Here is a 19,875-nt window from a genome sequence, read left to right as displayed (position 1 = left end):
GGTACTCACCGGGCGTCGTGTTCCCCCAGCCGGCCGACCCGAACCCGCCGTCCCGACACGGTTGATCGCACGCTCCCTGTTGCGTTTTACAGACACCCCGGCGTGCCGTCCAATGGTTCATCCGATGCGACTTGCTCCGAAGGGGATGCGACGACTTGGTCGACCATCTGAATCGTTTCGTCCTGGCCGAACCGAGCACCGCCGTGCTCCGGACCTGGCCCGGCGGCTCTCCCGACGCCGAGGTCTCGAACGCGATCGCCGCAGGCGACCTGAACGCGCTCGAGGACCTGGCGGACCAGTGGTGGTTCGAGCTGCCCGCCCGCTTCGGCGCGGAGCTGCTCGGACTCCTGGAGCGGCTGCCCGTCACCGTGGTCTCCGGACGCCCGCGCCTGCTGATGGCGGGCTTCCTGGCGTACCAGCTCGCCGTGGAGCACCAGGACCCGGGGCTGCGCGCCGCGATGCGCCTGTTCGAGATGCACGGTGCACGCCTGTCGAAGCAGCTCAGCACCTTCACCCGGCCGAGCGATGCGCTGGCCGCCGGGTCGCTGGCGATGCACGCGGCGGGCGCGCGGGGCCAGTACGAGGCGGCCGAACGGATCGGCGCGTGGACCGAGGACCGGCTGCTGCGGATCGACGACTCGGGCGCGCTGCCCTGGAGCCAGGACCGGCTGACCGGCCGTCCCGGCCTGATCGCCCTGCACCGGGGCGTGGTGGCGATGCAGGCGGGGCAGCCCGCCGTCGCGATCGGGCATCTGCAGCGTGCCTACGAGCAGGCCGGCCCGCCGCCGTTCCAGCACTTTGCCGGCGCCTCGGCCTGCGCGAACCTCGCGCTGCTCGCGGCGGTGCGCGGGCACCACGCGATGGCCGAGACCTGGTTGGACCGGATGTCCCGGTGCGGGCCGGTCCCGGACTGGCTCGAACATCATCTGCTGCTCGGCGCCGCCGTCGCCCGAGCGCTCCTCGCCGTCGACCGGCTGGAGCCCGCCGTCGCCGCGGACCTGCTCGGGCGGGCGGGCAGTGGTGAGGAACCGGGCGAGCTGTGGCCGTACCTGGCCGCCGCGCACGCCGCGTACGCCGTGGCCTTCGGCGAGCCGACCGACGGCCTGCTGCGGCTGGACGCCGCCTGCTTCGCGCACGGGATGGCCGAACGCCCGGGTCCGGGCGCCCACCCGGTGCTGCTGCGGGCGCACGCCGACCTGCTCGCGGCGACCGGGGAGGGCAACCGCGTCGTGGCGCTGGCCGACACCCGCGCGACGAGCCGGCTGCTGCCGCCCGCGGCACGCGCCCGGCTGCTGGCCGGTGACGACAGCGGCGCGCTGGCCGTGGCCGGCCGGGCGGTGCGGGACCCCGCCGTCACGCCGCGTGACGCGGTCGAGCTGCAGCTCGTCATGTCCGTGGTGCACCTGCGCTCCGGCGAGCTCGACGACGCGTGCGCGCGCTTCGCGCAGGCGGTCGCCCTCGGGCGGCAAGGGCTGCTGGCGCCGTTCGCGCTCTTCCCGCAGGAGGAGCTGGCGGACCTGTGCGCGCGGACCGGCACCGACCCCCGCCACCTGGGGATCGTGGTCGCAGCCGGCGGAGCGCGGCGCACCAGCGTCGCGGTCCCGATCATCCTGCTCACGCGCCGCGAGCAGGCGGTGCTGGTCGGGCTGGCCGCCGGGGCCAGCCCGGTACGGATCGCGGCGGACCACGGCGTCTCGGTCAACACCGTGCGCACCCAGATCCGCAAGATCTACCGCAAGCTCGGCGCGACGAACCGGGCCGGCGCGCTCGCCCGCGCCGGGCAGCTCGGGCTGATCCCGCCGGAGGCGCCGCACGGGCCGTCTCGGACGGCGCCGACGTCGGGGGCGGTGCCCGCCGCTGCGGCCCCTGGCCGACGGTGAGCACCGCGGGTGAAACAGGGGATGCCATCCCCTGTGCCGACGGCTCCCCGCACGTGACACTGGGGGCATGACAGTCGGCAGGTACGCCGAGCTGGGCGCCTTCCTCCGCTCTCGCCGCGCGCGCATACGGCCCGAGGACGTCGGCCTGGTGTCGGGTCCGCGCCGTCGCGTGCCCGGGCTGCGCCGCGACGAGGTGGCGCAGCTCGCCGGCGCGTCGGTGGACTACTACAACGAGCTCGAACGGGGCGCCGGCTCCCAGCCCTCCGAGCAGATGCTCGCCGCGCTGGGCCGGGCGCTCCGGCTGACCGACGACGAGTGGAACCACCTCTACCACCTGGCCGAGCGGCCCGTGCCCCAGCAGGGCGGGACGGCGTCGCACGTGCAGCCGGGCATGCTGGACCTGCTCGGCCGCCTGACGACGACGCCGGCCAAGGTGGTCACCGACCTGCACGTCACCCTGGTCCAGAACCCGCTCGCCGATGCGCTGCTGGGCGACCAGTCGCGGTTCACCGGCCGGCGGGCCAGCCTCGCCTACCGCTGGTTCACGGACCCGAAGGCCCGCGACATCTACCCCGAGGCCGACCACGACACCCAGTCCCGCGCCTTCGTCGCCGACCTGCGTGCCGCGGCCGCCCGCCGGGGCGGCAAGGACACCGAGGCGCGATCCCTGATCGAGGCGCTGCAGGAGGCCTCCGCCGAGTTCACCGAGATCTGGGCCAGGCACGACGTGGCCTTCCGCCGCCGTGAGCGCAAGCGCCTCAACCATCCCGCCCTCGGCCTGCTCCACATCAACTGCCGCACCCTGATCAGCGAGGACGGCCGGCAGCGCCTGCTCTGGTTCACCCCCGTGCCCGACACCGACAGCGCCGACCTGCTCGAGCTGCTCGCCGTGATCGGCACGCAGAAGCTCACCGGGTCGGCCCCGGAGGTTCCTTCCTGATCTGGCGGCCCTGATCTGGCGGCCGCCCTGATCGTCAGTCGGGCAGGAGCGCGGGCAGCACCGAGGTCACGAGCCGCCGCCCGAGGCCGGGCCGCGCCGCGTCGTCGCCGTCGGCGCTACCGCCGTCGCTGCCGGCACCGCTGCTGGCACCGCTGCCGCCGTCGCCCCAGAAGGTGACCAGGAGCGCCTCGTGCAGCGCGGCACCGACGAGCAGCCGGGCGGCCGCCTCGACGTCGGCGTCCGCGCGTACCCGGCCGGCCGCGCGCTCCGCCTCCAGGTAGGCCTGCAGCCGTAGCTGCGGCACCTGTGGGCCGGCGCCGTGCGCCGCGATCGCCTCGCGGTGGCGGGCCAGGAGGGTGCTGCTGGAGAAGATCGACGCCGAGATCGGGAAGCTGTCGACGTAGAAGTCGAGCAGCCCGGAGACCAGCCGCACGAGGTTGGCCTCGACGGTCGCCGAGCCGACGGCGTCGTCGGGCAGGGCGAAGCCGGGCAGGCGCTCCTGCAGCACCGCCATGAACAGGCCCTGCTTGTCCTCGAAGTGCCGGTACAGCAGCGCCTCCGAGCAGCCGGCCGCGCGGGCGATCTCCTTGGTCGTCGCGTGCGCGACCCCCTGCTCGCGCATCACCCGCGCCGCCGCGTCGAGGATCCGCTCCCGTGTGCTCATGCCAGACATTCTCCCTTGACCTGCGGCCATGTCCCGTGACACGGTGTAAGTAAGTATTCACTCACCAGTGTTCGCCTTACCAGGGCGAAGCGCAACCGACCTCCGAGGAGATGTCATGAAGATCGCTGTCGTCGGAGCGAGCGGCCGCACCGGCCGCGAGCTCGTCCGGCTGGCCGCCGCGGCCGGCCACGACGTCGTCGCCGTCGTCCGCGACCCGTCCCGGCTGGCCGATCCGCCCGGCGAGGTCCGGGTCGCCGACGCGTCCGACGTCGCGGCGCTCGCCACCGCGTTCAGCGGGGTCGACGCCGTCGCGAGCTGCCTCGGCCCGGTGCCGGGCGAGTCGGCGCACGTGCTGCGCGACGGCGTCACCGCCGTCCTGGAGGCGATGGACCGCGCGGGCGTGCGTCGCCTGGTCGCGATCAGCGCGAGCGGCTGGCTGGTCGACGGCGACGACCCGCTCTCCCGTTACGTCGCCAAGCCGATCCTCAAGCGGGCCCTGGCCGACGCGAACGCGGACCTGGAGGCCATGGAGCAGGTGATCAGGGCCAGCCACGTGGACTGGACGATCATGCGCCCGCCGCGCCTCCAGGACCGGCGGGGCACCGGCCGCTACAAGGCGCGGCGCGACGGCAACGTGCGCTGGGCCTGGACGATCGCCCGGCCGGACCTGGCGCTGGCGATCCTTGACGCCCTGACCGACCGGACCGCCGTCGGACAGGCGATCTCGGTCGCGGCCTGAGGCCGGGGCACCCCGCCCGGGTGGCTTCGGCGTGAGGCGTTCAGCCGGCTGACGGCATCGACCGCTGGCGCCAGCGGTCGATGCCGTCGAGGACCAGGTCGAGCCCGGCGTCGAACTCGGCGATGAAGTCGTACTCGGGGTCTGCCGTCACGGCGTCCATCGCCGCGAGCATGCTGGGGTACTGCCGCATCGCGGCCTCCTGGTCGGGTTCGACGTCGCCGGGCTCGGTGGTGGGCATGGTGATCTGCTGCACCGCGAAGCCGTAGACGTAGCTGTCGAGGACGACGAACGCGCGCGATGCCAGGCGCGGGGAGCATCCCGCCGCGATCAGGGTCGCCAGGACGGCGTCGGCGTGGGCGAACGTGACGGGCCGGTCCGGGCCGGCGCGGGTCTCGATCAGTGCGACCGCCCAGGGATGCCGCACCAGGACCTCGCGGACCGAGCTCGCCCGGCGGCGCAGCTCGGCGCGCCAGTCCGGTCGCTGTGGGTCGGGCGTCTCGAACTCGGCGTACATCCGCTCGACCAACGCGTCGAGCAGGTCGTCCTTGTTCGCGACGTGGCGATACAGCGACATCGGCGTCGCCTCCAGTCGCGAGGCGACCGCGCGGATGGTGAGCGCATCGAGCCCTTCGGCGTCAGCGAGCTCGAAGGCAGCCTGGACCACACGCGCGCGCGACAAGGAGTTGCGAGGGGCGCGGGCGGGCCTTGTCATGCCGACAGCCTACCCGTAGTGTACTAAGTACACTCTCGACTTGCCGCCACTGCGGCGCAGGGACCTCCTCTCGAAAGAAGAACCGATGACCACCATCCGAACGACCACCCCGAACCTGCTCGACACCCCGCCGATCCCCGTGCAGGCCAAGGTCGCCGCCGCATGGACCACCTTCATGCTCCTCTACATCTACGTCGACTACTACCACCTCTACAAGCCCGGCACTGTCGACGACATCCTGGCCGGCGTCGTCTTCGAGTTCGACATCAGCCCGGCGCTGATGACCGCGTTCCTCGGCCTGATCACGATCCCGGCCCTGATGGTGGTCCTCTCCATGACGCTACCCGCCCGGGTGAACCGCACCACGAACCTCGTCGTGGCATCGCTGTACCTCCCCGTCACAGTGTTCAACGCCGTAGGGGAGTCCTGGGAGTGGGCCTCCTTCTACGGCCTCTCCATCGGAATCGAGGTGCTGCTCCTGGCCTTCATCCTGCGCTCCGCCTGGACCTGGCCTCGAACCCCCGCCGTCCCAACCGGCCCCGCCACGACCAACCTTCGACAGGACACTCGACAGTAGGAGATCGCCAAGAGGAGATCGCCGAGCAGGTCCGCGACGACCAAGAAATCAGCGCTTCCCGGGGTCGGCCGGTCGGCCGTGGCCGCCGCCTCCGGGGCCCTTGCCGTTTCCGTTCCCGCCCCCGTTGCCGTTCCCGTTGCTGTTGCCGTTTCCGTTGCCGGGGCCCTGGTCGTTGTCCTTGGTCGGGCCCTTGCCGTTCGCGTTGCCCGGGTTGCCGGGCGGGCCGCCCGGAGCCTCCTCGGCGGGCGGTTCGGGAGTGGGCTCCGGCTCTGGTTCTGGCGCGGGAGGATCTGCCGGATCCTCGGGCGCGGGCGGCGCCGGAGGGTCGGCCGGTGCCAGCTCGTCCGGCGTCGGGGTGGGAGCAGGTTCGGGGTCGACCGGCTCCGGCGCGGCCTCGGGGTCCGAGCGCTCGGCCTCGGGTGCCGGTGCGGGATCGGCCACCAGCTCGGGTTCGATCGGCGCCGGATCGGAGGCCACGAGAGCCTCCTCGTCGGGCGTTGAAGGGCGTGGTCGAGGCCTGGCGGGAGGGACGGCGGGCGGCTGTTCCTCGGTCGTGGGCCGCTCCGAGGTGGGTCCAGAACCCGGGTCGCCGCCACCGCCGTCGGCCCCGCCGCCCTCACCGACGGCGCCGCCGGGGCCGGCACCGTCGATCGCCTGGACCGGGGGCTCGTCGAGCTGGTTGATGAGGATGGCCGTGGCGCCGGCGCCGATGGCCAGGGCGACGAGGACCCCGGCGGCCACGCCGGCCTCCTTCCCGAACGACCGCGGCCAACCCCTACCGGCCTTACCGGCGGCCCCACTAGCAGTGCCAGTAGTGGTGCCGGCGCCCCCACCCGCTGCGGTGCCACCCGCTGCGGTGCCACCCGCAGCAGTGCCACCAGTAGCGGTCGCGCTGGCAGCGCCGGCGGCCCCGCCGATGGCGCCGGTGATGGTGCCGCCGGCGATGAGGTGCTGGCCCAGGTCGCGCAGCATCCAGGACACTTCGCGCACGTCGATGAACGCGCGGGTGCATTCGGCGCAGCCGTCCATGTGGACTTCCAGGCTGCGTTGCCTTCTGGGCAGGAGGCGGCCTTTGAGGTAGTCGTGCATGGCGGCGCGGGTGGTGCGGCATTCAGGTTGGTTGACCGCGTGGGCGTGGGCGGCGGCGAACGCCCCGGCGAGGCGTTCCTCGGCGCGGCGTAGCCGCATGGTGACCGCGTGGGGGCGCACCCCGAGGCGGGTGGCGATGTCGGTCACGGCGTGGTCGTGCACGTGCCGGTCGAGCAGGAGCTGCCGGTCGGGTTCGGCAAGATCCGCCAGCGCGGTGCGCAGCATGGACACGTCGGCCTGGCGTTCGGTGTCGAGTTCGGCGCCGGGGGCGGGTGGGGTCAGGCCGTCCAGGGTGTCGTCCTCGACCGGCCGGGCCCGGCCGGCTTCGCGGGTCATGGTGATGGCTTCGTTGACCGCGGCCCGCCGCCAGTACGGGGCGGGTTCGGTGATGGTGCCGCCGGTGGAGACGATGCGGACCATTTTCTCCAGGGCGCGGCTGGTGGCTTCTTCGGCGTCGATGCCGGGCACGCGTGCCTGGACGGACCGCACGACATTCGGGCGATGCACCACCCAATCGTGAACCCACAGGTCATCAGTCACGCCGTCCCCTCCCCGTTCCGCCTTCGTTCACTGCCTCTGACATTGACCGCCGCCCCCATTGCCCGCCACCGGTCGCGTCCCGCGATCGGGAGGTAAAGCACCAATTGACCAACATGTGAAGCGTGTCCGTAATAACCCAGAAAATCGAACGCAAGGACTCCACCATACGAAAATGCGCCCGAGGGTCCCAATGGCGGTACGGGGAAGTGGTCGTAGGCTGCCCGTGGAATCAACCATCGATATTCATGGAGTGGCCGGAAGGAAACAAGCGTGGGTCCAGAGAGCGGGCTCTCTGCGGCGGTGCATCCGGTGCTGGTATCCGGGTGGGCGGCGGCCGAGGGCGACGGGGGGCTGGATCGCGTGGTCCACGGTCGTGACCGCGAGCTGCGAGCTGTCGCAGCGTTCGCGACCGGTCTGGACCCGACGACACTCGTCGTGAGCGGTCTCAGCGGTATCGGAAAGAGCGTGACGGTGCTGGCCGCGCTGCGGCAGCTCGGCACGCAGGCGTCGGCGGTGCGGGTGGTCCGGTCGGGCACGGCGCGGCCCTCCGCGCAGGACCTGACGGACGGGCGCCGCCTGGACCTGTCGGAGTGGACGACGGCGGCCGGGCCGGAGGCCGAGCACTACCTCGACCCGGAGCGGCTGGTGGACGCCGTGACCGGGCTCGAGCCCACGGGCTCGCGGCTACGGGTCCTGTTCGTGGACGACATCGAGGCGCTGTCCCCGGACCGGGCCGCGTGGCTGCGCCGTCTGGCCGACGTCGCCTACGCGCGCAACTGGAGGGTCGTCGCCGCGACCCGTCAGGTGGGCGCGCCGCTGCCCGACGACGTGGAGGTGCTCGACGTCGGGCCGCTGGACGAGGCGTCGCTGCGCCGTGTTCTCGACGCGGCCCGCCGGGAGCCGGTCGCCGCCGATGTCGCCGCACTGCTGCACCGGTGGAGCGCGGGGAACGTACGGATCGCGCTGGAGCTGGCCGACACGCTCAGCGCCGCCCAGCTCCGGGGGAGCGCCGAGTGGGCCGGGCCGGACGCCGTCGGACCCGTGGCGCGGCGCGTGTACCGGGCCATGCTGGACGAGCGGGATCCTGCGGGGCTCGCGGACTCGCACCCGCTGCTCGCGCTGCTGCGCGGGGAGCGGGCCGACGTCGAACGCCCGGGTACCGCGACCGCCGTCGGGCGAGCTGCTGGACGCCGCCCAGGCCGGTCCGCCGAGGCCGCCCTCGACGGGCTGCACCTGGACGACCTGCCGGCGGCACGGTTCGGCGGGCGGGACCCGCGCGCCGCCGCCCGCGCGGTCGGCATCGCGCTCCTGACGGGGACGACCTGGACCGGCAGGGGCGTGGGGCAGTGGCTGCCGCCGTCGGCGGACCCCGCGTGGACGGACCATCTCTGGTGGAAGGACGCCGGCGCCGCCGCCGACGCCGTGCGAGGCGATGGCGACGTGCGAGCCGACGACGGCGTGCGGGCCGCCGGCGCGCGGGCGGCGGCGGAGCTCCTGGCGCTGGAGGGCACCGGCCGCCTGTCCGACCCCGCGCGCCTGCGCGCCGACCTCGACCTCATCGCGACGTCCCCCGGCCGGCACTGGGTGGGCCTGTGCCTCGAGGTGCGGGGCCACCTGATGCTCGGGAACGTCGCGCGCGCCAGGCGGCTGCTGGCGGAGTCTGACGCGACGAACGGCCAAGCGACGAACGACCGTGCGACGGAGGACCGGACGGTCGCGGAGATCGTGGCCAGGGACGTCGCGGAGGCACGGGTCGCGATGGTCGAGGGCCGGGCCGCGGACGTGCGGGCCCACCTGGAGCGCGCGACACGGCTCCGGCCGGGCGTCGCGGACTGGCTGCCCGTACGCGGGCTGCGGATCGCCGCCGACGCGATGCTCGACGGCCGGCCCCCGGCGACCGACACGCCTCCGCGTGCGGGGGTGCCGTCGTCCCGCGCCCTGGGCGAGTTCGCCACCGACCTCGGGGTCGCCTATCTCGCCGTCGGCCTCGCCGACCGGGCCGCCGAGCTGCTCACGATCGGGCTCGAACGCTGCGCCTGGCCCTACCGCGGGCGCACGCACTCCCGGGCCGACCTCGTGGAGGCCGTGGTGGCCGCCGGACGGTTCCGCGACGGCGTCCCGGGCCGCGTGCTGCGGCTGATCGAGCCCCCGGTCGAGCCGGAGGAGCGGGCTGACGTCGACGCAGCGGCCGCGCACGCCCGGATGAGCGCGCTGCTCGCCGAGGGTGTGGGGCGGTCTGCCGAGGGCACCGCGTCGTCCGCCGGGGGCGCCGCGTCATCCGTGGGAGGCGCCCCGTCCGCGGAAGGCGCTGCGCTGCCCGCGGGAGGCGCTGCGCTGCCCGCAGGAGGCGCTGCGCTGCCCGCGGGAGGCGCTGCGCTGCCCGCGGGAGGCGCCGCGCCCTCCGCCGGCGTCGACGGCTGGCTGCCGGCCGTATCGCCCGCTGCATCGCCCACTGCACCGCCCACCGCATCGTCAGCCGGGCCGACGCCGTCGCTCTGGCAGCGCCTGCGCACGCTCGTCGCCTACGGCCGCCACTGCGCCGCGCACGGTGACCGCGCCGCGGCCGAACCGGCGCTGCGGGAGGCCAAGGCCCTCGCGGCGCTGCTCGGGGCGCCGGGCTGGCACACGGCCGACCTCGGCCTCGCGGGCGCGGCCCGTGACGGGCTGGCCTGGGAGCGGCTCGGCGACAACGAGCGCGAGATCGTCCGCCTGGCCCTGCGGGGGGCGACGAACGCGCAGATCGCGGAGGCCGTGTATCTCTCGGTGCGGTCGGTGGCCAACCGGCTCAGCTCGATCTACGTGCTGCTGGGTGTGCGGGACCGCAGGGAGCTGGTCGAGCGGGCGTCTGCCGACCCGCCCGAGTGGCTCACCGATTCGGCCTGAGGCATTATTTCACCCGCCCATTTTCGGCATTTTCGCCGCATCGAGAAAAGTCTCCTGAAACGGCGACGCCGTTGTGCGCTGAAATGTCCGCGGTTGCCTTAGTGCAGAGTTTGATTGCGCTGTCTTGCCTTGTCTTGCGTTCGTGCACAAGTGGTGGGCCACATGGCGGAAATCCCCGGACATAGGTGTTCTGAGGTCCGGGACGCGTGGCATTCCCGCGCGGCCTGCATTCACCAGGACGCCGCCGCAAGGGGCGCGAATGTGAGGAGTGATCTCTTGATCTCGACGCATGTGTCGTTGACGCGGAAACGCGGGCGGAGCGGTGCGGCATGGCGCCGCGGGCTCGCGGTGGTGGCTGCCTCGGCCCTCCTGGCCACGACCGCGGGTCTGCCGGCGGTCGCGGTGGACAACTACCCGGACGAGCCGTCAGAGGCGGAGGCCAGCGTGCTGGCGGCCGAGCTCATGCAGCAGGCGCTGCTGGGCGCGGCCACCTCCGACGCCGGCTCGGTGAGCAACCCCGGCCCCAACACCGAGAACCTGGACGCCGACCTGCTCGGCTCCCAGGTGCTGCAGCTCGGGGACATCCAGCTCCCGGTGGACCAGTTCCTCGACTTCGGGCAGATCGGCGCGCTCGCTAGCACGAGCGAGGCGTCCGGCCCGGCCGACGCGCATGCCGTGTCCGGCCTGCTCGGCGCCGACGGCGGTGTGACGCTGGACGGCGCGGAGGACGAGTTCGGCACCGCGAGCATCGACGTCCTGTCGCTGGCGCGGCTGGCCGGCGTCGACGGCATCTCCGACGCGGTGGTCGACCAGCTCACGATCGAGCTGGGTGCCCTGGGCGCCGAGGTCATCGCGGAGGACGGCGTCATCCTGGACCCCGACGGCGGGGTGACCGGGCCGGGCCAGTACCGGCTCGGCGACGGCACGCTGCTGCTGCACTCGCCGGTGGTCGAGGACGCGGCCGCGTCGATCTACGACATCGGCGGCGCCGTCGACTCGCAGATCGAGACGCTGGTGAACGACACGTTCGACGTCTCGCAGCTCACGGCCCTGCTGTCGGCGGTCCCGGGCATCCCGGAGCCGACGGTGACCGTGGACTCGAACATGCAGGAGACGCTGTTCCAGTCCGTGGTCGGCGAGCCGATCACGTCGGCGAACCAGCTCGTGACCATCGACTTCTCCACCGGTGAGTTCCAGGTGCACCTGGAGCACCTGGCCGAGGGCAACGACCCGTGGGGCGGTGGCGACGACGTCGGCATGAACGGCCTGGCGCCCGACTACGAGCTGCTGGACGACCAGACGTACCCGCAGATCGCCGAGGGCGTGCACGAGATCATGCAGGAGGCCACGCGCATCATGATCGGCGCGATCGAGGACGCCCTGAACGCGGTGACGATCAACATCGCGTTCTTCGACGAGTCCCCGCTCGGCACGCTCGACGTGTCCTGGAGCGTGCCGCTGGCCGACGCCGTGAACGGGAACTTCCCGCAGGTCGTGAACAACAGCACCGGCGCACAGGCCGTGACCGGCACGCTGCTGGCCACCACGATCAACGGTCTGGGCAACGCGGCGGCGCCCATCTTCGGCACCGTCTACGACCTGATCATCAGCGACGAGGGCGACCAGATCTTCGACCTGCTGATCAACGACCTCAAGACGGGCATCACCTCGACCATCGGGGCCGCGCTGTCGCCCGTGTTCGACGTGCTGGTGCAGTTCGTCTCGCTGCAGATCAACCACCAGGAGACGGCGACCTGCACCACGGCGGACGGCGAGGAGCGGCTCGGCCAGCTCGAGGTGTCCGCGCTGAGCCTCGGCCTGGTGCAGTCGGCCGACGCCGGCCGGATCGGGCTGGGCAACGCCGGCGTGCGGATCGACGCCTGCGACCTCGCGGCGATCGACCCGACGATCACGGTGGACCCGACGGAGGTTCCGCCGGGCGAGTGCACGACGGTGACGGGTGAGGGCTACACACCGAACGCGACCGTCACGGTCCAGCTCACGGACCCGGACGGCAACCCGGTCGGCGACCCGGTCACGGCCGAGACGGACGACACGGGCGCGTTCACCACGGAGCTGTGTGTGCCGGAGGATGCCGAGCCGGGTGATTACACGGTGGTCGGTACGGATGACACGACGGGCACTCCGGCCGAGGCACCGCTGACGGTCACGCCTGCCGCGGCGATCACGCCGGAGCTGACGGTGGACCCGACGGAAGTGGCTCCGGGGGAGTGCACGGAGGTGTCGGGTACGGGTTACACGCCGAACAGCACGGTGACGGTCCAGCTCACGGACGCCGACGGCAACCCGGTGGGTGACCCGGTCACGGCCGAGACGGACGATACGGGTGCGTTCACCACGGACCTGTGCGTGCCGGAGGACGCCGAGCCGGGCGACTACACGGTGGTCGGCACCGACGACACCACGGGTACCCCGGCCGAGGCACCGCTCACGGTCACACCCGCCGCGGCGATCGACCCGACGATCACGGTGGACCCGGCGGAGGTCACGCCGGGCGGCACGACCACCGTGACGGGCGAGGGCTACACGCCGAACGCGACCGTGACGGTGCAGCTCACCGACCCGGACGGCAACCCGGTGGGCGACCCGATCACGGTCGAGACCGACGAGAACGGCGGCTTCACGACGCCGCTCGTGGTGCCGGAGGACGCCGAGCCGGGCGACTACACCGTCGTCGGCACGGACGACACCACCGGCACCCCGGCGGAGGCGCCCCTGACCGTGATCACCGGCGCCGAGCAGTGCGAGTCGGCACCGGAGATCACGGTGGCCCCGAGCTCCGTGCCGGCTGGTGAGACGGTGACCGTGGTCGGGACCGGGTTCCCGGCGGGCGTGGACGTCACGGTCCGGCTCTTCGACGCCGACGGCGACCCCGTCGGTGACCCTGTGGCGGTGACCGCCGACGAGAACTGCGGTTTCTCGACGGACTACACGGTCCCCGAGGGCACGGAGCCCGGTGACTACGAGATCGGCGCCGAGCCCGAGGACGGCAGCGAGGGCGCCCAGGCGCCGCTCACCGTGACCGACGACGGTGGGCCCGGCGAGGAGTGCACCGACCCGACCCTGGTCGCCGACCCGACGACGGTCGAGCCGGGCGGCGAGGTCACCGTGACCGGCACGGGCTTCCCGGCCGGGGTGGAGGTCAGCGTCACGCTGACCGACGCAGCGGGGGAGCCGGTGGGCGACCCCGTGATGGTCGTCCCGGACGACACGTGCGGGTTCACGGTCACGATCACCGTCCCGGAGGACGCCGAGCCGGGCATCCACGTCATCGTCGCCGAGCCGGAGGACGGCAGCGACGGCGCAGAGGTGCCGATCGAGGTCACCGGGCCCGGCGCCAGGACGCTGATCGCCTGGTTCGAGGAGGACTCGGTGGCCCCTGGCGCGAGCCAGACGTTCTACGCCTCGGGCTTCGAGCCGGACGAGATGGTCGCCGGGGTGATCTACTCGACGTCGATCCGGATGCCGGCCGTCGCGGCGGACGAGTCGGGGACGGTCCAGTGGACGTTCACGGTCCCGTCCGACTTTCCGACGGGCATGCACACCGGTATCGCCACGAGCACGACGATGGGGGACTCGGCGTCCGCCACGTTCGAGGTGGTGCCGGCGCCCGTCGGTGGCGGCGACGGCGGCGGTGACAACGGTGGTGACGACGGCGGTGCCGGTGGTGACGACGGTGCCGACGGCGGGTCGGGCGACGGGTCGGGCGGTCTGGCCTCGACCGGCGCCGACCTGGCCACGCTGGTGACGAGCGTCGTGCTCCTGCTCACGGTCGGTGCGGTGCTGATCCGGCGCCGGCGTGAGCTCGGTATGGCGATGGCGACCGCCCTGGGGCGGATGCCCGGGGAGGAGTAACCGCGCACCTGACGCCGGTTGGTAGGACCGGCCGGTAGAGAGCGGGCCCGGCGCGACACACTCGTGCCGGGCCCGTTCTGTCCGCCGGGTGGCAGGATGTCCGCCATGCACAATCTCGGCCGGACGGTGCAGTCCGCGATCTACCGCAACGGGGTCTACGGGCGCCGGCCGGTGGTGCCCACCAGCCCCGACGCGCTCGCCGACGCCGCGCGGCGCCGGATGACCCGCACCGGCTGGTCGTACGTCTCGGGCGGCGCGGGCGCGCAGCGCACCGTCGAGGCCAACCGTGAGGCCTTCGGCCGGCACCGCATCGTGCCGCGCCAGATGGTCGACGTCGGCGAGCGGTCGCTGGCCACCACCCTGCTCGGCCGGGAGCTGCCCGCGCCGGTGCTGTTCGGGCCGGTCGGAGCCCTGGAGCTGGCCGTGCAGCACCAGGTCGGCCGGGGAGGCCGGGCCGCGGCCCCGCGCAACGCCGAGCCGGCGCTCGCCCGCGCCGCCCGCGACCTCGGCCTGCCCGTCGTCATCTCCTCCCAGGCCTCCACGCCCATGGAGCACACCGCGGCCGCCCTCGGCGACAGCCCGCGCTGGTTCCAGCTCTACTGGTCCTCCGACGACGCCGTGGTCGCCTCGTTCGTCGCCCGCGCCGAGGCCAGCGGCTGCGAGGCGCTGGTGGTCACCCTCGACACCCACGTGCTCGGCTGGCGCACCCTCGACCTCGACCTCGGCTACCTGCCGTTCGCCCGCGCCGAGGGCATCGCCCAGTACCTGAGCGACCCGGAGTTCCGCAGGCTCGTCGAGGCCCGCGTCGACGGCGCGGAGCGGGTCGGCTCGGCCGACGCAGGGCCGCCGTCGGCCCGGCCGACCGTCGCCGCCGTCCGCGCCCTGCTGTCCATGGCGCGCCACCACCCGGGCCCCACCCTGCGCAACCTGACCCAGCCCCACGCGCGCGCTGCCGTCGAGACCTTCCTCGACGTCTTCTCCCGCTCCACCCTGACCTGGGAGGACCTCGCCTGGCTGCGCGAGCGCACCACCCTGCCCATCCTCGTCAAGGGCATCCAGCACCCCGACGACGCCCGCGCCGCCCTCGACCACGGCGCCGACGGCATCGTCGTGTCCAACCACGGCGGCCGGCAGGTCGACAACGCCGTCGCCTCGCTGGACGCGCTGGGCCCCGTCGTCGACGCCGTGCGCGCCCACCCGCGCGGAGGGTCGAGCGCCCAGGCGACCGACGCCGGACCGGGCGCGCGCATCCCGGTCCTGTTCGACTCCGGCATCCGCACCGGCGCCGACGTCTTCACCGCCCTCGCCCTCGGCGCCGACGCCGTGCTCCTCGGCCGCCCCTGGGTCTACGGCCTCGCGCTCGCGGGGGCGGACGGCGTCCGCGCCGTGGCCGAGCACGTCCTGGCCGAGCTCGACCTCACGATGGCCCTGGCCGGCGTGACCCGGACGGACCAGATCGGCCGGCACAACCTCGCACAGTGACGGGCTCGCGAGTAACCGATCGACTTGCCAGACGGGCATGTCACTCGGGTGATCCGTGCGCCTGACGGGTCGGTCGGTATGAGATCGTGACCGGCCCACTCCCCGTCGTTCACGCGATCCGGGCAGACTGCCGCCATGACCGACGCCGTACCCGGACCCGACTCGCCGGCTCCCTCGGCTCCCGAGACACCGACGCCGACCTCGACGCCGAACCCCAGCCCAACGGCCACACCTCCGACGACGGGCCTGGAGCTGCGGGAGGGCGCACGGATCCCGCGCCGCCAGGTCCTCTCGTGGGCGCTGTGGGACTGGGGCACCCAGCCGTTCAACACCGTGATCCTCACGTTCGTGTTCACCGCCCTGTACCTGACCACGGAGTCGTTCCTGGAGCCGGCCGTCGCGGCGCTGGGCGAGGACGATCCCGCCTATCAGCGCGGACTCGCCGAGCTGACCAGCGGCGTGGGCCTGTGGAACACCCTCGCCGGCGTGCTCATCCTCGTCCTCGCCCCCGTGCTGGGGCAGCGCGCCGACGTCACCGGCCGGCGCAAGGCGTGGCTCGCCGGCGGGACGGCCGGCATGGTGCTGTGCATGCTCGCGCTGTGGTTCGTCGAGGCGGACCCGGCCTACTTCGTGCTCGGTGCCGCCCTGATCGGCCTGGGCAGTGTGCTCAACGAGATCGCCGGGGTGAACTACAACGCCATGATGGTGTCGGTCGCCACGCCGAAGACCGTCGGCAAGGTGTCCGGGCTCGGCTGGGGCCTTGGCTACGTGGGCGGCATCCTTGCCCTGCTGTTCGTGGTGATCGCGAACAGCTCCGACTGGTGGGGCATGCCCACCGACAACGGTCTCGCCTTCCGCGTGATCGCGGTGGGCTGCGCACTCTGGGCGATCGCGTTCGCCTGGCCGGTGCTCGCCTTCGTGCCAGAGCTGCCCCCGACCAAGGGCCGCCACAAGGTCGGGTTCTTCGCCAGCTACGTGGTGCTGTTCCGCGACATCCAGGGCCTGTGGCGCTCCTCGCGCCGCACCTTCTGGTTCCTGCTGGCCAGCGCCGTCTTCCGGGACGGCCTGAGCGGCGTCTTCGCGTTCGGCGCGATCATCGGCGGTGTGAGCTTCGGCTTCTCCGCCGACCAGGTGATCGTCTTCGGCATAGCCGCCAACCTCGTGGCCGGGGTCAGTACCGCCCTCGTGGGCTTCGCCGACGACCGCTTCGGCCCTCGCTCGGTCATCCTCAGCACGCTCAGCGTCATCGTCGTCGCCGGGCTCGCCATCGTGTTCCTGCGGGACCTGGGCCCCGTCGTCTACTGGGTGGGCGGGCTGATCCTGTCGGCCTGCGTCGGCCCGGCTCAGGCCGCGTCCCGGTCCTACCTCGCCCGCGTCACGCCCGCGGGCAAGGAGTCGGAGATCTTCGGCCTCTACGCCACCACCGGCCGCGCCACGTCCTGGATGTCGAGCGCGCTGTGGACCATCACGATCACCGCGACGGGCGCCACGATCTGGGGCACTCTCGGGATCGTCGCCGTGGTGCTTACCGGCCTTGTGCTCATGTGGTTCGTGCGCGAGGCGCCGCTGACCGAGGCATCAGACCCTCGGGCCGACGCGCCGACCCAAGGGAAGGCGTAGCTCGGCGCACGTGTCTCCGGGAGGCGTATCCCGGGTGCCGCGTTGTGCCGCTGCCGACGTCTCTGGTGCCGTGCTTTCTCTGGCGCGGTTTTCTGGTGCCGCTCTTCTGGTGCCCTGTTGGCCCGGGGCGGTGCGCTAGCGAGAGGGCGCATGGCCGCCCGGGGAGGCCGGATCCCCGGGCCAGGTCCGCCGGGCTAACGGGCGGCCCGGCCCTTCCGCGCGTTCTTCCACCAGGCCTCGAGCCGGTCCAGGTCCGCCAGCGGACCCACGTGCCCCAGCTTCTCCGGGTTCACCACGCTCTGGACGGCGGAGATCCGCCCGCCCGACACCTCGAACGCCAGCGTGCCCAGCACGCCGCCGCCCACGACGTCGTCCGCCACGACCACCAGACCGGGCTCGCCGCCGATCAGCGCGCGCTCGAACCGCACCGGCAGCCCACGGCGCGCGAAGCTCGCCAGCAGCCGCGAGACGGACTCGCGCCCCGACACCGCGCGCGAGATCGCCATGCCCCGAGGGGTCTTGCCGCCGCCGTCGCCCGTGAACACGACGTCCTGGGTGAGCAGTTCCAGGAACGGATCCACCTCACCCTCCTCGCACGCGGCCAGGAAGCGCGCCACGAGCTCCTCGGCACGAGCCTTGTCCTCGGCGCCCCGCGGCCGCCCGACGGCGCCACGCGACCGTCCGACCTGCGGGGGACGTCGCGACGTGGTGCGCGCGGACGAGACGCCGGTGCGCGTACCGTCCGCGGCGCCGTCGTCGTCGGCGGCACCGTTGGCGACGGCATCGTTTGCGACGGCATCGTTTGCGACGGCATCGTTTGCGGCGGCATCGTGTGCGACGGCGCTGGTCGCAGCGGCGCTGTTCGCGGCCGTGTCGCTCGTAGCGGCATGGTCCTCGGCAGCACGGTTGCCGGTCGCACGGTTGCCGGCAGCGTTGTTCCCGGCAGTGTTATCGGCAGTGCTGCTCCCGACAGTGTTGTTCCCGGCCGCACGGTTCGCGGACGCGCCGCGTGCCTCGGCGCTCGCGGATGCGCCGTCCAGCGCCTCGCCCTCGCCGACGTCGCCGCGGTGCCGCGCGATCCGACGTCGTGCGCGCGAGGCGAGCTGACGCGCCCCGACGACGCTCGTGCCGATCACGTCGGCGGCGTCACCGTGCGAGAAACCGAGCACGTCGTGCAGCAGGAACGCCGCACGCTCCGTCGGGGTGAGGGTCTCCAGGAGCACGAGGAACGCCGTCGACAGGTCGTCGGCCAGCTCGGCGTGCGCGGCGGCGTCGGACGGCGGGGCGGCCATCGCGACGGGCACGCTCGGCACCGGACCGACCAGCGGCTCAGGCAGCCAGTCGCCCACGTACGACTCGCGCCGGACGCGCGCCGAGCGCAGCACGTCGATCGCCATCCGCGTGGTCACGGTGGTGATGAACGCGTCCGGGTTGCGGACGCCGTCGGCCTGCGCGACCCGCGTGAGCGCCTCCTGCGCGACGTCCTCCGCCTCGGCGACGCTGCCGAGCATCCGGTAGGCCACGGTGAAGGCGAGGGGGCGCAGGCGGGCGAGCGTGGCGTCGTCGAGCTGGGCGTCGCCTGCCGGCGCGCCGGCGTGCGGGGTCTCGTCCCGCGCGGCGCCGGACCGAGGGCTGTCGGGATCCGTCATGAGGCCATGCTCTCGCGTCATACCTCCGACGACGGGATGTGCTCGCGAAACGTGACACGGGCGTCGTCTGGTGTGCCGCGTTGCGTGAGGTGCAGTCGGGGTGTCGCGCGTGAACGCTTTCGGTGCCGGCACTTGCTTGGCATCGCCCAATCCTTCTCCTATCAGCATCGGAACGGAACCCAGAGCGGTTCAAGGCAACCCGAAGCCTGGCCGGGGGAGCGTCGTGCGGTGCTGCGTGAGGCTCCGCGCGAGTGTTTGGGTGAAGTGATGTGGGTGCTGCCGGGTGGAAGCGCCGTCAGGTGGGGTGTCGTACACGGCGTCGCGCGAAGTCTCACGTGCGGGCGCTGGGTGAAGGTGAAGGGCCGGAAGGCACGGCGGTTCAGCGGTTCAGCGCGAGCGCATGGCGTCGATCTCGTCGCGGCGGAACAGGATCAGGCGGTCCAGGACGTCGTCGGGCAGGGGATGGTCCGGTGCGAACCGAACGGTGCCCTTGGACGTCGAGAAGCCGGCCAGGTCGGGCATGAGCGCCTCGATAGCCGGGGGGCTGAACGGGTAGAGCCCGATGTGCTTCGCCGTGGCCCGCGCCGAGACGAGCGGGCTGCCGCGATAGCGCAGGGCGGCCATGCCGTAGCTCATGCCCTCTTCGGCGTCCGGCACGAGCTCGAGCGCCCGCGCCCGTACATGCTCGACGGCGTCCCGGGCCGGGCCGTCCAGCTCGGCGATGTACTCGGTGAACTCGTCCATGGTTACAGCCTCGTCAGGTCGGGCGGTTTCTGCGAGGCCTGGAGCCTTGCGGATCCTGGCCGGAAGCCGACCGAACGCTAGAGGCATCGCGAAGGGTTATCCACAGATTTCAAATGGCACGTGCGGTGCGTATAAATGTTCGAGACAATGGTGCCAGACGAGATGCGATCGACCGGTTGCGGTCGACTGGTGCGGTCGACTGGTGCGGTCGACCAGATGCGATCGACCAGGTGGGCGACCGGGGTGTGGTCGATGGGACGGCGAGAGGGGGTGTGCAGGTGGAATCGACGAACGATCCAGGATCCAGTGGCCTGCCGCCAGGGCCTGGTGGTGTGTCCCCAGGGTCTGGCGTGCCTCCGGAGTCTGGCGTGTCTGCGGGGGCTGGTGTGTCTGCGAGGGCTGGCGGTGTGCCCCCGTCGGGCTCGCTGGAAGAGGTGTTGGGCCGGATCGAGACTGCGGTCGCGGATCTCGCGGCCCTGG

General features: G+C 73.0%; 13 protein-coding genes. 8 read left to right on the top strand and 5 right to left on the bottom strand.

The annotated features are described in order from the left end of the window. The first annotated feature begins 203 nt into the window (after positions 1-203). A complete protein-coding gene (locus tag AC0QU1_RS12855; RefSeq protein WP_483616525.1) occupies positions 204-1,880 on the top strand; it encodes a helix-turn-helix transcriptional regulator in 1,677 nt (558 codons plus the stop codon). Between the two features lie 67 nt (positions 1,881-1,947). Beyond that, positions 1,948-2,820, top strand: coding sequence for a helix-turn-helix transcriptional regulator (locus AC0QU1_RS12850; RefSeq protein WP_483569741.1), 873 nt, complete (start codon positions 1,948-1,950; stop codon positions 2,818-2,820). Positions 2,821-2,854: 34 nt separating this feature from the next. Here the strand turns inward: AC0QU1_RS12850 and AC0QU1_RS12845 are convergent, their stop codons facing one another. Next, the gene (locus tag AC0QU1_RS12845) at positions 2,855-3,484 is read right to left on the bottom strand and encodes a TetR/AcrR family transcriptional regulator (protein WP_483569740.1); all 630 of its coding nucleotides are present in this window, start codon (positions 3,482-3,484) and stop codon (positions 2,855-2,857) included. A 115-nt stretch (positions 3,485-3,599) separates the two neighbouring features. Between AC0QU1_RS12845 and AC0QU1_RS12840 the strand changes: the two genes are divergently transcribed. Further along, positions 3,600-4,223 (top strand): NAD(P)-dependent oxidoreductase, encoded by a 624-nt coding sequence (locus AC0QU1_RS12840; protein WP_483569739.1) that lies wholly within the window; start codon positions 3,600-3,602, stop codon positions 4,221-4,223. Positions 4,224-4,263: 40 nt separating this feature from the next. Here AC0QU1_RS12840 and AC0QU1_RS12835 read toward each other — a convergent pair whose 3' ends face one another. Then, positions 4,264-4,935, bottom strand: coding sequence for a TetR/AcrR family transcriptional regulator (locus AC0QU1_RS12835; protein WP_483569738.1), 672 nt, complete (start codon positions 4,933-4,935; stop codon positions 4,264-4,266). Between the two features lie 85 nt (positions 4,936-5,020). Here AC0QU1_RS12835 and AC0QU1_RS12830 point away from each other — a divergent pair, with 85 nt between their 5' ends. Beyond that, positions 5,021-5,512, top strand: a complete 492-nt coding sequence (locus AC0QU1_RS12830; RefSeq protein WP_483569737.1) for a DUF6326 family protein — start codon at positions 5,021-5,023, stop codon at positions 5,510-5,512. A gap of 48 nt (positions 5,513-5,560) precedes the next feature. Here the strand turns inward: AC0QU1_RS12830 and AC0QU1_RS12825 are convergent, their stop codons facing one another. After that, positions 5,561-7,108 carry a zf-HC2 domain-containing protein gene (locus tag AC0QU1_RS12825; protein WP_483569736.1) on the bottom strand — a complete coding sequence of 516 codons (1,548 nt, stop codon included), beginning with the start codon at positions 7,106-7,108 and terminating at the stop codon, positions 5,561-5,563. Between the two features lie 303 nt (positions 7,109-7,411). Between AC0QU1_RS12825 and AC0QU1_RS12820 the strand changes: the two genes are divergently transcribed. From AC0QU1_RS12820 to AC0QU1_RS12805, 4 genes are all read left to right on the top strand, one after another. Next, the gene (locus AC0QU1_RS12820) at positions 7,412-10,024 is read left to right on the top strand and encodes an AAA family ATPase (protein WP_483569735.1); all 2,613 of its coding nucleotides are present in this window, start codon (positions 7,412-7,414) and stop codon (positions 10,022-10,024) included. A gap of 351 nt (positions 10,025-10,375) precedes the next feature. Next, a complete protein-coding gene (locus AC0QU1_RS12815) occupies positions 10,376-13,900 on the top strand; it encodes a choice-of-anchor G family protein (protein WP_483569734.1) in 3,525 nt (1,174 codons plus the stop codon). A 105-nt stretch (positions 13,901-14,005) separates the two neighbouring features. Next, the gene (locus AC0QU1_RS12810) at positions 14,006-15,382 is read left to right on the top strand and encodes an alpha-hydroxy-acid oxidizing protein (RefSeq protein WP_483569733.1); all 1,377 of its coding nucleotides are present in this window, start codon (positions 14,006-14,008) and stop codon (positions 15,380-15,382) included. A 135-nt stretch (positions 15,383-15,517) separates the two neighbouring features. After that, positions 15,518-17,002 carry an MFS transporter gene (locus tag AC0QU1_RS12805; protein ID WP_483569732.1) on the top strand — a complete coding sequence of 495 codons (1,485 nt, stop codon included), beginning with the start codon at positions 15,518-15,520 and terminating at the stop codon, positions 17,000-17,002. Positions 17,003-17,196: 194 nt separating this feature from the next. Here the strand turns inward: AC0QU1_RS12805 and AC0QU1_RS12800 are convergent, their stop codons facing one another. Both AC0QU1_RS12800 and AC0QU1_RS12795 read right to left on the bottom strand, forming a co-directional pair. Next, complete coding sequence (locus AC0QU1_RS12800) at positions 17,197-18,651, bottom strand: sigma-70 family RNA polymerase sigma factor (protein ID WP_483569731.1); 1,455 nt, start codon at positions 18,649-18,651, stop codon at positions 17,197-17,199. Positions 18,652-19,038: 387 nt separating this feature from the next. After that, positions 19,039-19,395: an iron chaperone gene (locus AC0QU1_RS12795; RefSeq protein WP_483569730.1), complete on the bottom strand. Its 357-nt coding sequence runs from the start codon at positions 19,393-19,395 to the stop codon at positions 19,039-19,041. Positions 19,396-19,875: the final 480 nt, after the last annotated feature.

The organism is Promicromonospora noduliphila, assembly GCF_056951025.1.
Note: the sequence above shows the minus strand (reverse complement) of the source record. Positions and strands in the feature narration are given on the sequence as shown.